Below are 15,133 nucleotides of genomic sequence, written 5' to 3' on the forward strand. Positions count from 1 at the left end.
TCTACCTCACTTGCACATTGGGAAGCCCAGGGCTTCACGCGCCTGGTAATAAGCTTCGGCTACCGCCTTGGCCATGGTGCGCACCCGCAGGATATAGCGCTGACGCTCGGTCACAGAGATGGCGTGACGGGCATCGAGTAGGTTGAAGGCGTGTGAAGCCTTCATAACTTGCTCATAAGCGGGCAGAGGCAGAGGTTTTTCCAGTGAAAGCAGGTGCTGGCAGGTTTTCTCGCACTGATCGAACAGACCGAACAGGAAGTCGACATCGGCATGTTCAAAGTTGTAGGTTGACTGCTCCACTTCGTTTTGGTGGAACACGTCACCATAGGTGATCCTTCCCATTGGGCCGTCGGTCCACACCAGATCATAGACGCTGTCTACGCCTTGAATATACATGGCAAGACGCTCTAGACCATAGGTGATTTCGCCGGTTACCGGGCTACACTCTAGGCCACCAACCTGTTGGAAATAGGTGAACTGGCTGACTTCCATACCGTTGAGCCAAACTTCCCAGCCCAGGCCCCAGGCCCCCAGGGTAGGTGATTCCCAGTTGTCTTCAACGAAACGGATATCATGGATACTTGGGTCTACACCCAGGGCTTGCAGTGAGCCGAGGTATAGCTCCTGAATATTATCCGGTGAAGGTTTCAATACGACCTGAAACTGATAGTAGTGCTGAAGACGGTTGGGGTTTTCACCATAGCGGCCGTCGGTAGGGCGGCGCGATGGTTGGACATACGCGCTGCTCATCGGCTCAGGGCCCAATGAACGCAAAAAGGTTTGTGGATGGAAGGTGCCGGCACCGACCTCCATGTCCAGGGGTTGAACTATGGCGCAACCTTGCTGCGCCCAGTATTCTTGCAGGGTCAAGATAAAACCCTGGAATGTCTTCACGTCGTGTTTCGTCGTCATATCTACTGCTGTCAGCTATTAATAGAAAATGGTTTCGATTATACCTTGTCGATATAGGCTTATGTAGGTTATTTTTTATCGGATTTAGCGATTTAAGGGATTTTGAGTAATGGATATAGTTCGTTGTGGCTGGGTGACTGATGATCCTCTCTATCAGGAATATCACGACAAGGTGTGGGGAAGGCCGGTGTACGATGCCAAAGAACTGTTTGCCAAGCTCTGTCTCGATGGTCAGCAGGCGGGACTGTCTTGGCTGACCATACTCAAAAAGCAGGCTAACTATGAACGTGCCTTTGCCGGGTTTGATCCCCAAGTCATTGCCGGGTTCGACCAAGCCAAAATAGATGAATTGCTGCAAGACCCAGGGATAGTGCGCAACAGAGCCAAGGTGAATTCCATAGTTCGAAACGCCAAGGCATATCTGGCATTTGTGGAACAAGGTAATGATTTTTCAGAATTTATTTGGGGTTTTGTCGGCGGGGTACCCAAAGTGAATCGCTTTGAAACCCTGACTCAGGTTCCGGCTCAAACACCCGAGTCGGAGGCGATGTCCAAGGCGCTGAAAAAACTGGGGTTTAACTTCTGTGGCCCGACGATTTGCTATGCCTTTATGCAGGCTGTTGGCATGGTCAACGATCATTTGTTGGATTGCTGTTGTTATCCCCATGATTAAGTTTTCCCGGCGTCGCCGTTTTTTGCTGGCGCTGTTCAGTTCGGGTCCAGGGCCCGGGCCCTTTGCGACGATAATCTATCTACCATTGTGCATGCTATTATGGATGTTTATCGCATTTGTTTTTGGTCGATTATTGGCGCTTAGTGATGGCGTAAGTGTGTTTATTGGAGCGCTATTTACATTGCCAACTCTGGCGTTGGTGAACTTGTGGGCCGTTCGGGTGGGTGATACTTTACTGAGACTTAGCTTTGGCAAACAAGCCATCATGCCTACACTCATCCGTTTCCTGTTGCCGGCCTTTGTTAGCTATCTACTGTTAGCTTTGGTACTGCTACTGCTTATAAAATAAAAGGATGTTCCACGTGGAACATCCTTCCGTATTTACGTCGGGTTTAATCTTTTTTAAATCTCTTCAAAGAAGAAGGGCTGGCGCTGCTTCTTATCACCATTGAGTTGATTCATGGTTTCGGCATCATAGAGTTTGCCATTGACCATGGTATGAGTGACTCTGTCTGTGACCCTAATGTCCTCTAGTGGGTTACCGTCGATAACAATAAGGTCGGCTAATTTGCCCGGCTTAATTGAACCAAGCTGATGGTCCATAGCGAAGGTCTTGGCGGGATAAAGCGTCGCTGTCTTCAGCACTTCCATATTGCTCATACCGCCCTGGGCAAACATCCACATCTCCCAATGAGCAGCCAAGCCTTCACGCTGACCATGGGCACCAATGTTGGGATGGATCCCCAATTGATTCACCTCATTGGCGACTCTGGCTACATTGAAGTGGTTGTAATGTTCATCCGGTGCGGTAGGCCTTCTCATGGAACGAGCCCGCAACAGATCGGCAGGAACATATTTTGACAATCGTGGATGAGCCCAGACATCTGTCTTATCGTACCAATAGTTTTCACCCGAAATGCCGCCATAGGCCACCACCAGAGTGGGGGTGTAACCTACTTGGGTTTGGCTCCAGAATTGCTTAATATCGTCGTAGATTGCTGCGGCCGGCAGGGAATGTTCCACTGTGGTGTGGCCATCGGCAATCATGGTGAGATTATGCTGCAGCAGGCTTCCTCCCTCTGGAACCACCATCATCTCCAATTCTCTGGCCGCGGCTATGACTTGTTGACGCTGATTGCGCCTGGGTTGGTTATAGCTCTTGACGCTGAAAGCGCCGACTTTTTTAAGTCGTTCGAGGTGGAATTTGGCATCATCCAATGAGTCTATGTGACTGGTGTAGCCTGGTAAGTTGGCTCCATAGAGTATGGTGCCGGTAGAGAATATCCTCGGACCAACAATCTTTCCGGCTTTTTGTTGCTCGCTGGCAGCAAAAATTTCGGTAGTGTCATTGAAGGGATCATGGATGCTGGTAACCCCCAAGGCCAAGCCGGCATATAACTGCCAGTTCTGCTGGGGGATGATTTCGCTTTCACCTTGAGCGCCATGGGCATGGGCATCAAACAGACCCGGCATCAGTGTCTTACCTGAGATATCCACTAGCATAGCATCATCCGGAATAGCCATGCCGGCTTCACCCACGGCTTGGATATGGTTATCTTTCACCAACACCACACCTTTATCTATGACCCTATCATTCTCCATTGTGATGATCTTTCCGCCGACGAAAGCGATTGTTCCACGTGGAACATCCATCTCTGTCTGAAAACCAATCTCAGTAACTTGGACCTTGTCCTTGGCATTCTTCTCTCGATAGTCGTTATCCAGGTTCACTTGATAGAGTTCTGGGCCAAGGGTCCAATAGAGCTGATCGCTGTTGGCGCCCCAACTGATACTCTCACCGGCACGGGTACTGAGCTGTGTTACCGGCAAATTAGTCGCCTTAGGCCCGATATCAACGGTTTCACCATGCTTGGCGAAGGGGGTGACCCAAACCCGGAAACGTTCGGCAAATGCGAGTTGCTTACCATCGGGAGATACCCTGAATTCTGTGGCGTGTTTGCTGGTGTAGTGTACCCGCTTATCGAAACCACTAAGCGCTATTGAGGCTAGTTGCGGCGTTTCACCACTCTCGATAAAGTAGACTCTGTCATTGTCGGCACCAAACTGTGGTTGGAAGCCCTGAGCTGAGAGTTTCTTTAGTCCTTTACCATTGCTGTCAACCAGGTAGAGCCCGGGATCCTGACTCCAGGTTTTTGGAGTAATATAGCCACCGGCAATTTTACGAAACACAACTTGCTTGCCATCGGGAGAGAAGGTGGGCTCAATATATTTCCCCGGCTCTTGGGTCAGTGTTGTGGTTTTTCCTCCTCGGGCACTGATGGTTCTAACGCTGCCTTGTTGCTGATCATTCCATGTGGTAAACACCACTCGCTTACCGTCACGGGACCATTGAGGGAATAACTCATCCACCCGGTCATCCAAACGGGTCAGGCGCTTCGGTTTGCCGTCCGGCAGCTGCTTTATCCAGATTTTTCCCAGAGCTTCATAGATGACTTTGGTTCCATCTGGCGATACCTGAGCCATGCGCAGCATTTTGACATCCAGTTGCTGCTGATCTATGTCCTGCTTAAAGCGCACCGCCGGTTGCACAGCAAGCTCTGTGGTGACATTGAATGGGATCTCTGCCGTTTGTTTGGATGCCAATTCGAGTCTGTGGATTTTGCCTTTTGCCCAGAAATAGATCTCTGCACTATCTGGACTCCAGGCCATAGTGGGATAAACACCATGTATCGCCCAGGTTTCCTGCATGTCTCTGTCAAGGTCGCCATAGAGCTTTTGCTCTTTACCGGAAGCCAGATCCAACAGGTATAAGGTTGACTGAAAACCGTCGCGTTTGATGTAGGCCAACTGTTTGCCATCCGGGCTCGGAGTAGGTCTGATGGCGCCACCAGTGCCCTCGACAAGCACTTCGATATCCCCGGTTTGAGTATCGTAGCGTTTTATCTTGTATATGCCTTTGACCGAGTCTTTGGAGTAGTGAAAGGTCTTGCCTGGGGTGGCATCTTGGCTGAAGTAGATATATCGGCCGTCCGGGGAATAGGCGGGTTCACCCAAGTCTTTCTGATCATTTGGCCGCTCGGTGAGTTTAACTCCTTCGCCACCGGCAATATGATAAAGCCAGACTTCCCCGGCTCCTAGACTGCGACTGGCTGTGAAGTGCTTTCGCGCCACCAGATATTGGGAATCAGGGCTCCAGGCCGGGCTGTTGAGCAGGCGGAATGTTTCATTGGTTACCGGACGCGGATTACTGCCGTCAGCATTCATTACCCAGATGTTGTCGCCGCCATCTTGATCCGATGTAAAGGCAATGTATTTGCCATCTGGGCTGTAGACGGGCTGCATCTGCCAGGCTATGCCTTGTGCTAAAGGTTCGGCTTCGCCGCCCTGTGCGGGAATTCTGTAGATGTCACCCAGCAGATCAAACACCAGGTATTTGCCATCCGGGCTCAGGCTTAGGTTCATCCAGGTACCTTCAGAGACCTGAATTTTGGCTTGTTCTAGGGGAGCATTCTGTGGGGCATTGACGTCCCACTTGGTTGCGTGATCGTCACTGAATGCCGAAGCTGAAAAGAGCAATGAAACAGCTGTGTACAGAGGGGTTAGTTTAGGTCTCAACATGACAGCGGCCTTATTTTAGTTATCGGTTACCGACTGTCTGTTATCTCACAAATTTGTTAACAGTAAAACCTCAATACTGTATCAATTAGTTTTCCATTTTTTATAAGTCTAAGTTGCGATTTGGCCAGCTATCGAGTAACTGAACCGGGTCCAGAGGCTTGATGTTTCCAGGATTTATCACTTTGGCAGTACAGCCACCACGCCAACCAGGCGTTAATGCTGCTTCCAACCCTGGGTATGCTCGCTCCATTTTGCCGCAGGGGTCAGTTTCTCCGGTAAGTTCAAGCACCAGTTGTTCACCAATCCTCAGGTATTTACCCACCAACTCAGGTGCAAACTCCAGACCATCCAGCAGCAAGTTGGCTCTGCGGCACGTCCAGGGTAGCTCTGTCTGTAATTGAGTACAGGCTTGTTGCCACTGTTGTTGAGATAACAGCGTTACCTGACGCTTTCCTGGTTTACCAAAAACATCGCCCTCTACACCTTGAGCCAAACTGACTTCGGCCTGGGGCAACAAATCCATCGGCGCGTTTCTTTGCTTTTTATGGGCGATAGCGAGCAGGGTAATCATAGGTTCCTTCCTGGTGAGAGGGTTAGGTTAGAGACCTTTTTTAATTAAATATTGATAAGGCAAGTCATCCGTTTGACTGGCTACCAAGGTGTGGTCCATAAACTGGCAAAAGCTGGGAATATCTCTTGTGGTAGCTGGATCATCGGCGATAATGAGCAGAGTTTCGCCCTCGGCCATATGACGGACTTTTTTACGAACCATCATGACAGGTTCCGGACACCTCAAACCTAAAGCATCCAGTTGATGTTGGGCACTGGCAAAGACCTGACTCATATAACCTCTTACAACGAGAACAACAGAAGTGGCTAATATTACTCCAAGGCAGCGGTCAAACCAAGTTGATAGCTATTTTTTGTGCTCTATCGCATTGTTCCACGTGGAACATGGTTCAACTTGTTATTCAGTACTTGGTTCTAGCTTCACATTTAATCAAAGCGCTTTATTGTCAGCGAGCTGACCTTGTCTTTGTGGACATCAGGTTAATTAAAGGATTATCTCTGTGATGGGGACAAACAGCTTTACATAAAAAAACCGCTTAAGGAATAAGCGGTTTTTCATTGAGAAGGGCAGCTTCTCTATGATGCTCTCTGTGTTGGTGATATTTACTCAGACACGCTCAAATACAGTGGCAATACCTTGGCCGAGACCAATACACATGGTTGCCAGACCCAAAGTCGCGTCTTTACTCTCCATCAGATTGATCAATGTGGTGGAGATACGGGCACCCGAGCAACCCAGAGGGTGACCCAAAGCGATGGCACCACCGTTGAGGTTAACCTTTTCATCGACCAGCTCCATAAGACCTAGATCTTTCACGCAAGGCAGAGACTGCGCGGCAAAGGCTTCGTTCAGCTCAACCAGATCGATATCCGCTATGCTAAGGCCTGCGCGAGTCAGTGCTTTTTGTGTAGCTGGAACCGGGCCATAGCCCATGATTGATGGGTCACAACCGGCAACCGCCATCGACTTGATGCGAGCTCGGATAGGCAGTCCCAGCGCCTTGGCTTTTTCTTCTTCCATCACTAGCATGGCCGATGCGCCATCTGACAGGGCCGAAGAGGTACCAGCGGTAACAGTGCCGTTGGCCGGGTCAAACACGGGACGCAGGCCTGCCAGTGATTCCATACTGGTTTCAGGGCGGATCACTTCGTCATAATCGATTTTGATCAAGGCACCACTGGCATCATGGCCTTCGATAGCCTGGATCTCTCTGGCAAAACGGCCTTCAACTGTGGCTGCATGCGCACGTTTGTGCGAGCGCACGGCAAACTCATCCTGCATTTCACGGCTAATACCGTGCATGCGACCGAGCATTTCCGCCGTCAGTCCCATCATGCCGGCAGCCTTGGCAACCCGGGTTGCCAAGCCAGGGTGGAAGTCGACCCCATGACTCATGGGAACATGACCCATATGTTCAACACCACCAATGATGAAGGTGTCTCCCATGCCTGTCATGATGGCCCTGGCTGCCTGGTGAATGGCTTCCATGGAGGAGCCACATAGACGGTTTACAGTAACCGCACCAACTTGCTTGGGGATACCCGCGAGCAGAGAGGCATTACGGGCGATATTAAAACCTTGCTCCAGAGTCTGCTGCACACAGCCCCAGATAACGTCTTCTATGGTGCCGGGATCCAACTGGGGATTACGTACCAGCAGGGCTTTCATCAACTCGGCAGAGAGTGTCTCTGCACGAACATTTCTAAATACACCAGCCTTGGAACGGCCCATGGGTGTACGAATGCAATCTACGATAACTGCTTGTTTCATGGTTAAAATCCTTTCCGCAAATTAGGCCTGATAGTAAGAAGCGTTGTTGGCTGCCAGTTCACGCATGCCATCGGTCACTTGGTAGAGTCCCCCCAGGTGGGCGTATTTGTCAGCCAGGGCGACAAAGTTGGCAACGCCCATGGTATCCAGATAGCGGAACACACCGCCTCTGAATGGTGGGAAGCCAAGACCATATACCAGACCCATGTCGGCTTCAGCCGGGGTGGCTACTATGCCTTCTTCCAGGCAGCGTACGGTTTCAATAATCATGGGGATCATGGTGCGGGCGATGATTTCATCGCTGCTGAACTCCTTGAGTTCACCGAATTCGGCCTGCAGTAATTCGTAGCTGACAGGATCCTTGTCTTTCTTCGGCTTACCACGCTTATCCACAGAATACTGATAGAAACCTTTACCGTTTTTCTGCCCCAGGCGCTCATGGTTAAACATGATATCTATGGCATCTTTGCCTGTTTTGCCCATACGGTCCGGGAAGCCTTCGGCCATGACAGCCTGGGCGTGATGGCCGGTATCCAAACCGACTACATCCAGCAGATAAGCCGGGCCCATAGGCCAACCAAACTGTTTCTCCATCACCTTGTCGACGGCGATAAAGTCTGCACCATCAGCCAGTAGGCCATTAAAGCCGGCGAAATAGGGGAAGAGTACCCGGTTAACAAAGAAGCCGGGGCAGTCGTTGACCACAATCGGCGTCTTGCCCATCTTGCTGGCATAGGCCACTACAGAGGAGATGGTTTCTTCCGAGCTGTGTTCGCCACGGATCACTTCCACCAGTGGCATCTTGTGCACAGGGTTGAAGAAATGCATGCCGCAGAAGCGGGAAGGATCTTTCAGACTCTTGGCAAGCAGGTTAATAGAGATGGTTGAGGTGTTGGACGCTATGATGGCATCGGCAGCTAGCTGCTGCTCGACTTCGGCCAGCACAGTCGCCTTAACCTTGGGATGTTCTACTACCGCTTCGACCACTATGTTGGCGTCTTTGACGGCGCTGTAGTCGAGTGATGGGGTGATGTTGTTGAGTACTTTGGCCATCTTGGCCGGGGTGGAGCGACCACGCTCTACCTGTGCCGTCAGTAGCTTGGCCGCTTCGTTAAGGCCGAGATCCAGCGCCTTCTGCGCTATGTCTTTCATAACAATCGGCGTACCCTTGCTGGCGCTTTGGTAGGCGATACCGCCGCCCATAATGCCTGCGCCCAATACCGCGGCTTGTTCTATATTTTTGGCTTGTTTGGCGGCCTTCTTGGCTTTGCCTTTGACCAGTTGGTCATTGAGGAAGATGCCGATCAGCGCCTTGGCCACATCTGTTTTGGCCAGTTGAATAAAGGCTTGATGTTCTACCAATAAAGCCTCTTCACGCCCCAGACCGGCTGCCTTTTCCACTACGTTAACCGCCGCCATTGGCGCCGGATAATGCTTGCCGGCAACAGAGAACACCATACCCTTGGCTGTGGTGAACGACATCATGGCTTCCAGCTTGGGCAGTGTCAGTGGCGATTGTTTACGTTGACGGCGACTCTGCCAGTCGAGTTTGCCCGCCAGCGCGTCCTGTAGCATCTGTAGTGCTGCGGCCTGGAGTTGCTCTGGAGCCACGACGGCATCTACTGCGCCGACTTTGAGAGCGGCTTCCGGGCGTTGGTCTTTGCCTGTGGTGATCCACTCCAATGCATTATCTGCACCTATCACTCTGGGCAGGCGCACTGTGCCACCGAATCCAGGGATGATCCCCAGCTTGGTTTCCGGCAGGCCGATTCGGGCATTGATGTCGGCAATGCGGAAGTCTGTGGCCAATATGGTTTCGCAACCACCGCCCAAGGCAAAACCATTGATGGCAGAAGCGGTTGGGAAAGGCATGTCTTCCAGCTTGTTGAATACCGCATTGGCTTGCTGCAACCATGACAAGAGTACTTCATCTTCCTGAGCGAACAACCCAAGGAACTCAGTAATGTCGGCGCCGACAATAAAGGCAGCTTTGGCCGATGTCAGCAGCAGTGCCTTAACGCTGGATTCTGCTTTGATGGCGTCCAGCGCCTCATCCAGAGAGGTCAGGGTGGCGCGGTCGAATTTGTTTACCGATCCTTCGGCATTGAAGCAAAGGCGGGCGATATTATTCTCGAGTAACTCAACTTGAATCATCGAATTTTGGTAGATCATTGCTTGCATCCTTATTGCTTAGGAGTAGGGCAGCTCAGGCCATCATTTGACCAGTTGTTGCTCAGTGTGCTTCGAAAAAAGGAAAAATACAACACCCAATTTAAACGATCGTTTAATTGCTTGTCGGTTAGCTGCAAATTTCAGCTTTGTGATACACTGCACATTGGCTTTTGTTGTAACTGTGAACAGCGTCCAATGGCAAGGGGAACCTTGATTTCAGATAACAGGAACGGCTTATTATGCAACTGGCTCAGCATTATCAATCACATATAAACACTCTTAATCAAAGGGTTGCCGAGATTTGTGCTCGTGAGGGACTGTCTGGTTTGGCAATTCATTCGGGTCAACCCCACAGGCAGTTTCTGGACGATATCGATTACCCCTTCAAGGTGAACCCCCATTTCAAGGCCTGGGTGCCTTTACTGGAAACGCCTCATTGTTGGCTGCTGGTCAATGGTCGCGACAAGCCTGTGCTGATCTTTTACCGTCCCGAAGACTTCTGGCACAAGGTGACAGATCTGCCGCAAAGCTTCTGGTGTGACAGCTTTGATATCCGTATTTTGACCAAGGCCGATAAGGTGGCAGAGCTCCTGCCTGTGGCCGAAGGTCACTGGGCCTATATAGGTGAACACCTGGAAGTGGCTTCTGTGCTCGGGTTTAATAACTGTAACCCTGAAGCTGTAATGAGCTACCTGCACTTTTATCGTGCCTGTAAGACAGATTACGAGTTGGAATGTATGCGTCAGGCCAATCGTATTGCGGTCAAGGGCCATCGCGCGGCCAAGAACGCCTTCTACAGTGGTGCCAGTGAGTTTGAAATCCAGCAGCAATACTTGAGTGCCATAGCACAAGGGGAGAATCAGATTCCCTATGGCAATATTATAGCCCTCAACCAAAACGCCGCTATTTTGCATTACACTGCGTTGGAGCATGAAAGCCCACAGCAGAGGTTGTCTTTTCTGATCGATGCCGGAGCCTCTTTCCACGGCTATGCTGCCGATATCAGCCGTACCTATGCTTTTGAAAAAAATCGATTCCACGATCTTATCCAGGCGATGAATCAACTGCAGCTTCAACTGATTGAACACTTGCGACCCGGCAAACGTTATACTGAGCTGCATCTGCTGGCTCATCAACAGCTGGCGACTCTGTTACTTGAAGTCGGCCTGGCCAGAGGCTCGAAAGAGATGCTGCTGGAGCAGGGTATTACCCGGGCTTTTTTCCCTCACGGGCTGGGGCATATGTTGGGATTGCAGGTGCATGATGTCGGTGGTTTCTTCAATGACGAACGCGGCACCCATGTGGCCCCTCCTGAGGAGCATCCGTTTCTGCGCTGCACCAGGACTATGGCGCCCGGGCATGTAGTAACCATAGAACCAGGACTTTACTTCATCGATAGCCTGTTGGCGCCACTCAGGCAAGATGGCCGCAAGGCGTTGGTGGATTGGGATCTGGTAGCCAGTTTACACCCGTTTGGTGGGATCCGTATTGAAGACAATGTCATAATCCACGCCCATAGTAACGAAAATATGACTCGAGAGTCAGGTCTCATTGATTGAAAGTTATCCCATTGCGGCAGAAGAGCTGGAATATGAAGAGGAGATAAAGCATAGCCGCTTTATCTCTTTGGTATTTCCCTGCCATTCGCCGGAAGAGTTTAAACAGCAACTACAACAGATAAAGCAGCGTTATCCCGGTGCCAGTCATTATTGCCAGGCATTTATTTGTGGTGCACCCAAGGGGCTGTCGGCCATGGGGTCGAGTGATGACGGCGAGCCGGGTGGTAGTGCCGGTCGCCCTATGTTGGCGGTCTTGCAGGGTGCTGGCATAGGTGAGATTGGCGCCGTTGTAGTGCGTTACTATGGCGGCACCAAGTTGGGTGTGGGTGGGCTGGTTCGTGCCTACAGTAGTGGGCTCAAGCAGATGATGCCTCGGCTGGCGACCAAGACCAAAATGCTCAGGGAAAAAGGCAGTTTGGTTTGCCGTTACGACCAACTGCCCGATGTCGAACATCTGTTGCAGAGGCTCGATGTGTTGATAGAAGAGCGGGAGTTTACTGACAATATTCGCCTGACACTGGCCGTGCCCCTATCTGTTACCGAGAGTATCAATAAAGAGTTGGCTCCCATGAGCCAAGGACAACTAAAGATAGATTTTTCACAGTGAACACTCTGATAACTTGTGCGACAATGCTGAGTTTTTATTGGCTAATGGACTGATTGAAAAGCGGCATGCATTACCGAACGATTACCCGTATTACCGGGTTACTGATAGGGCTTTTCTCCATCACTATGCTGCCCCCGGCATTGGTGGCCCTTATCTATGAAGACGGCGGTGGTACAGCCTTTATCAAAGCCTTCTTTATCAGTCTATTTATCGGTTTCTGGCTCTGGTATCCCAATCGCCACCATAAGGCAGAACTCAAGACCCGAGAGGGTTTTTTGATCGTGGTGCTGTTCTGGACCGTACTTGGTGCCATAGGTACCTTGCCCTTTTTACTATCGAAACAGCCGGATTTGTCGTTAGCCGACAGTATTTTTGAGTCTTTTTCAGCGCTGACTACCACAGGAGCCACTGTGATAGTCGGCCTGGATAACCTGCCAAAGGCGATACTCTTTTATCGTCACCTCCTGCAATGGCTCGGTGGCATGGGGATCATTGTGTTGGCGGTAGCTATTCTGCCGGTGTTGGGGATTGGGGGGATGCAGCTTTACCGGGCTGAGATCCCCGGGCCCGTCAAAGACTCCAAGATGACCCCCAGGATTGCCGAAACCGCCAAGACGCTCTGGTATATCTATCTGATGTTGACCTTGGCCTGTGCCGGCGCCTATTGGCTCGCCGGTATGAGTGCCTTCGATGCCATCAGTCACTCATTTTCTACTATCGCTATTGGTGGGTTCTCCACCCATGATGCCAGCATGGGCTATTTTCAAAGCCCGACCATCAATTTGATTTGCGTGGTATTTTTACTGATTGCGGCAGTGAACTTCAGCCTGCACTTCGCAGCGTTTTCCCGCCGGGGGATCAACTTCAAGGTTTATTTTCGTGATGCTGAATTCAAGGCGCTTATCGCTATTCAGTTACTGCTGACTGCCATCTGTTTCGCCACTTTGTATCACTCGGGTATCTATGATTCACCGGAACAAACTCTGGATCATGCGCTGTTTCAGGCGGTATCCATTTCCACCACAGCCGGTTTTGGCACCGAGAGCTTCCATGTTTGGCCGCTGTTTCTGCCTATTCTGTTGATGTTTTCCAGCTTTATCGGCGGCAGCGGTGGTTCTACAGCCGGCGGTATCAAGGTTATCCGCGTGGTGTTACTGCTGTTGCAGGGCTCGCGCGAGCTTAAGCGTCTAATTCATCCCAGGGCCATGTTCTCCATTCGTATCGGTTCCAAGGCGTTGCCGGATAGGGTAATAGATGCTGTTTGGGGGTTCTTCTCCGCCTATGCGCTGGTATTTGTCATCTGTATGCTGATCCTGATGGCCATGGGAATGGATGCGATAACGGCCTTCAGCGCCACCGCAGCTTGCCTTAACAACCTGGGGCCTGGCCTAGGTGAAGTTGCCAGCAATTACGCCAGCATAGGTGATGGCGCCAAGTATGTGCTTGTGGTTGCCATGTTGTTTGGGCGCTTGGAAATTTTTACCTTATTGGTGTTGTTTACCCCGACTTTCTGGAAGAACTGATGAGCAAAACTCTGATTATTTATTCGACCGTTGATGGCCAGACCAAGGCGATATGCCAGATGATGGCCGATGAATTGAGCAAAGTGGGTGAGACAGTTTCTATGGTATCGTTGGCTGAGGCGGAAGCTGAGCCTTTGCAGACTTTCGATAAAATCCTTGTGGGTGCCAGCATACGTTATGGTAAGCATAGGCCGGAGCTGTACCGTTTCGTCAACCACCACCATGCGCTGCTGAATGCCAAGAAGAATGCCTTCTTTACCGTCAATGTAGTCGCTCGTAAGCCGGAAAAGAATACCCCGGAAACCAACCCTTATATGCAGAAGTTTTTGCAGTTATCCCTGTGGCAGCCACAGTTGCAAGGCGTGTTTGCCGGCAAGATAGCCTATCCTAACTACGGCTTATTTGACCGTAGCATGATTCGGCTGATCATGTGGATAACCAAGGGGCCAACTGATATCAGCGGTACTTATGAATTTACCGATTGGCAGCGGGTGAAAGCGTTTGCTGCCGAGTTTGCCGAGCTTTGAGACCTAAGGGCGTGGCTTACAGGCCTGCCTGCTGTGTTGTGCTTCTTGCAAAGGACTAGGGCCATTTGCTGCGAACCATGCCTTGCATCCAGGCCCGTAAGCCGACGCAGAGCACACATGGGACTTGTTCGCACCTTCCCTAAGCGCAGTACTTACGGTGCAGAATAGAAATGACCTCGGTGACCTGTTGATTCTTGAGCGAGTAGTAAACAACCTGCGAACTCTTGCGGGTTGCCACCAGATCTTCGGCGCGCAGTACTGCCAGATGTTGTGACAGCGCAGATTGGCTCAGCGGAACCGTTTCATTCAATTGAGTAACGCTCAGCTCCTGATCCAACAGTAGGCAGAGGATCATCAGGCGATAAGGGTTGGCGATGGCCTTGAGCCATTTGGCAGCATTTTCCGCATTGGAAAGCATGGCTGCGATATCAATATCTTTTTGCATCAGCTTGGAACCTCTTCGCCTTTTGATTAGGTTATTCTAATTGAATAGGGGGATGAGTACAATCATCAGTCTTTTATCTGGATCGCAATTCTAGCCTGAAAACTACCGATTCAGCGCGATTTGCGGCAATATTCTTAAGAGTTGAAGCCGATTATGTGATCTCTCAACTTGTTCTATCTGGGCGACAAGCCACACAATTTAAGTTACAGACACTCAATAGGCGAACTTATGAAATCCATTCTTGTGCTCTACTTTTCCCGTGGTGGCCACACTGCCAAGATCAGTCGCTGTATAGCTGAAAGACTACAGCAGTTGGGTCATGAGTGTGACAGCATGGATTTGGCTGCGGCCGAGGCGGAAAACATCGACTGGCAAAAATATGATGCCGTGGTACTCGGTGCTTGTGTGCTTTATGGCACCTACGACAAGAGTGTGTTCGCTTTTTGCAGCAAACACCAACAGGTGTTGACAGAAAAAGGGCTCAGCTTTTTCTCTGTTAATGTGGTGGCCCGCAAACCGGAGAAACGAATACCGGAAAACAACAAGTATCTGCAGAAGTTTATTGCTCTGTCGGATTGGAAACCCAAGGATGTGAAGATTATCGCTGGTAAGGTGGACTACCCCTCTTGGGGCTGGCTGGATAGCTTTATGATCCGGTTGATCATGAAGATGACCGGCGGCCCAACCGATCCCAAGACGGTTATCGACTACACGGACTGGGAAGATGTAAAGCGCTATGCCGAGTATTTGAGTGATTTGGCATCCTGATAGAGCCGATGTTTTCCAAGCGCAGTC

Annotated in this window: 14 protein-coding genes; 7 read left to right on the forward strand and 7 right to left on the reverse strand. The window is 50.7% G+C overall.

Going from position 1 to position 15,133, the window contains the following annotated elements; all coding sequences use genetic code 11:
* Positions 1 to 6: 6 nt before the first annotated feature.
* Entirely contained in the window at positions 7 to 912 is a 906-nt protein-coding gene (gene glyQ, locus RC73_RS16495) for a glycine--tRNA ligase subunit alpha (RefSeq protein ID WP_028780936.1), read from the reverse strand.
* A 109-nt stretch (positions 913 to 1,021) separates the two neighbouring features.
* Between glyQ and RC73_RS16500 the strand changes: the two genes are divergently transcribed.
* Positions 1,022 to 1,585: a DNA-3-methyladenine glycosylase I gene (locus tag RC73_RS16500; protein ID WP_039035683.1), complete on the forward strand. Its 564-nt coding sequence runs from the start codon at positions 1,022 to 1,024 to the stop codon at positions 1,583 to 1,585.
* 103 nt (positions 1,586 to 1,688) lie between these two features.
* Entirely contained in the window at positions 1,689 to 1,934 is a 246-nt protein-coding gene (locus tag RC73_RS20815; protein WP_160289586.1) for a hypothetical protein, read from the forward strand.
* Between the two features lie 53 nt (positions 1,935 to 1,987).
* Here the strand turns inward: RC73_RS20815 and RC73_RS16510 are convergent, their stop codons facing one another.
* The 5 genes from RC73_RS16510 to fadB form a co-directional block, all read right to left on the reverse strand.
* Positions 1,988 to 5,164, reverse strand: a complete 3,177-nt coding sequence (locus tag RC73_RS16510) for an amidohydrolase family protein (protein WP_039035685.1) — start codon at positions 5,162 to 5,164, stop codon at positions 1,988 to 1,990.
* Positions 5,165 to 5,264: 100 nt separating this feature from the next.
* Entirely contained in the window at positions 5,265 to 5,735 is a 471-nt protein-coding gene (locus RC73_RS16515) for an MOSC domain-containing protein (protein ID WP_039035686.1), read from the reverse strand.
* 27 nt (positions 5,736 to 5,762) lie between these two features.
* Entirely contained in the window at positions 5,763 to 6,008 is a 246-nt protein-coding gene (gene tusA / locus RC73_RS16520) for a sulfurtransferase TusA (protein WP_039035687.1), read from the reverse strand.
* A 333-nt stretch (positions 6,009 to 6,341) separates the two neighbouring features.
* Positions 6,342 to 7,505 (reverse strand): acetyl-CoA C-acyltransferase FadA, encoded by a 1,164-nt coding sequence (fadA, locus tag RC73_RS16525; protein ID WP_039035688.1) that lies wholly within the window; start codon positions 7,503 to 7,505, stop codon positions 6,342 to 6,344.
* A 21-nt stretch (positions 7,506 to 7,526) separates the two neighbouring features.
* Positions 7,527 to 9,677: a fatty acid oxidation complex subunit alpha FadB gene (gene fadB, locus RC73_RS16530; protein ID WP_039035689.1), complete on the reverse strand. Its 2,151-nt coding sequence runs from the start codon at positions 9,675 to 9,677 to the stop codon at positions 7,527 to 7,529.
* A 236-nt stretch (positions 9,678 to 9,913) separates the two neighbouring features.
* Between fadB and pepQ the strand changes: the two genes are divergently transcribed.
* The 4 genes from pepQ to hemG (RC73_RS16550) all read left to right on the forward strand — a co-directional run bounded on the left by pepQ (position 9,914) and on the right by hemG (RC73_RS16550) (position 13,893).
* Positions 9,914 to 11,236: a Xaa-Pro dipeptidase gene (gene pepQ / locus RC73_RS16535; protein ID WP_039035690.1), complete on the forward strand. Its 1,323-nt coding sequence runs from the start codon at positions 9,914 to 9,916 to the stop codon at positions 11,234 to 11,236.
* On the forward strand, positions 11,229 to 11,843 hold the full coding sequence (locus RC73_RS16540) for a YigZ family protein (protein WP_039035691.1): 615 nt from the start codon (positions 11,229 to 11,231) through the stop codon (positions 11,841 to 11,843). The genes pepQ and RC73_RS16540 overlap by 8 nt, the downstream gene beginning before the upstream one ends.
* A 65-nt stretch (positions 11,844 to 11,908) precedes the next feature.
* A complete protein-coding gene (locus RC73_RS16545; protein ID WP_039035692.1) occupies positions 11,909 to 13,366 on the forward strand; it encodes a TrkH family potassium uptake protein in 1,458 nt (485 codons plus the stop codon).
* Positions 13,366 to 13,893 carry a menaquinone-dependent protoporphyrinogen IX dehydrogenase gene (gene hemG / locus RC73_RS16550; protein WP_039035693.1) on the forward strand — a complete coding sequence of 176 codons (528 nt, stop codon included), beginning with the start codon at positions 13,366 to 13,368 and terminating at the stop codon, positions 13,891 to 13,893. Before RC73_RS16545 ends, hemG (RC73_RS16550) begins: the two co-directional genes overlap by 1 nt.
* A 139-nt stretch (positions 13,894 to 14,032) precedes the next feature.
* Here hemG (RC73_RS16550) and RC73_RS16555 read toward each other — a convergent pair whose 3' ends face one another.
* Positions 14,033 to 14,338: an ArsR/SmtB family transcription factor gene (locus RC73_RS16555; protein ID WP_039035694.1), complete on the reverse strand. Its 306-nt coding sequence runs from the start codon at positions 14,336 to 14,338 to the stop codon at positions 14,033 to 14,035.
* Positions 14,339 to 14,566: 228 nt separating this feature from the next.
* On the opposite strand from RC73_RS16555, the gene hemG (RC73_RS16560) reads away from it, so the two are divergent.
* Positions 14,567 to 15,106, forward strand: a complete 540-nt coding sequence (gene hemG / locus RC73_RS16560; RefSeq protein ID WP_039035695.1) for a menaquinone-dependent protoporphyrinogen IX dehydrogenase — start codon at positions 14,567 to 14,569, stop codon at positions 15,104 to 15,106.
* Positions 15,107 to 15,133 lie beyond the last annotated feature (27 nt).

The sequence above is a fragment of the Shewanella sp. ECSMB14102 genome, assembly GCF_000813075.1.
In the GTDB taxonomy this organism is placed as follows: domain Bacteria; phylum Pseudomonadota; class Gammaproteobacteria; order Enterobacterales; family Shewanellaceae; genus Shewanella; species Shewanella indica.

Excerpts from the sequence above, each read along its gene's own strand:
- RC73_RS16510 (WP_039035685.1), bottom strand. The coding sequence starts at position 5,164 with ATGTTGAGACCTAAACTAACCCCTCTGTACACAGCTGTTTCATTGCTC.
- RC73_RS16545 (WP_039035692.1), top strand. The coding sequence starts at position 11,909 with ATGCATTACCGAACGATTACCCGTATTACCGGGTTACTGATAGGGCTT.
- tusA (WP_039035687.1), bottom strand. The coding sequence starts at position 6,008 with ATGAGTCAGGTCTTTGCCAGTGCCCAACATCAACTGGATGCTTTAGGT.
- RC73_RS20815 (WP_160289586.1), top strand. The coding sequence starts at position 1,689 with ATGTTTATCGCATTTGTTTTTGGTCGATTATTGGCGCTTAGTGATGGC.
- fadB (WP_039035689.1), bottom strand. The coding sequence starts at position 9,677 with ATGATCTACCAAAATTCGATGATTCAAGTTGAGTTACTCGAGAATAAT.
- RC73_RS16500 (WP_039035683.1), top strand. The coding sequence starts at position 1,022 with ATGGATATAGTTCGTTGTGGCTGGGTGACTGATGATCCTCTCTATCAG.
- hemG (WP_039035695.1), top strand. The coding sequence starts at position 14,567 with ATGAAATCCATTCTTGTGCTCTACTTTTCCCGTGGTGGCCACACTGCC.
- glyQ (WP_028780936.1), bottom strand. The coding sequence starts at position 912 with ATGACGACGAAACACGACGTGAAGACATTCCAGGGTTTTATCTTGACC.
- fadA (WP_039035688.1), bottom strand. The coding sequence starts at position 7,505 with ATGAAACAAGCAGTTATCGTAGATTGCATTCGTACACCCATGGGCCGT.
- hemG (WP_039035693.1), top strand. The coding sequence starts at position 13,366 with ATGAGCAAAACTCTGATTATTTATTCGACCGTTGATGGCCAGACCAAG.
- RC73_RS16515 (WP_039035686.1), bottom strand. The coding sequence starts at position 5,735 with ATGATTACCCTGCTCGCTATCGCCCATAAAAAGCAAAGAAACGCGCCG.
- RC73_RS16555 (WP_039035694.1), bottom strand. The coding sequence starts at position 14,338 with ATGCAAAAAGATATTGATATCGCAGCCATGCTTTCCAATGCGGAAAAT.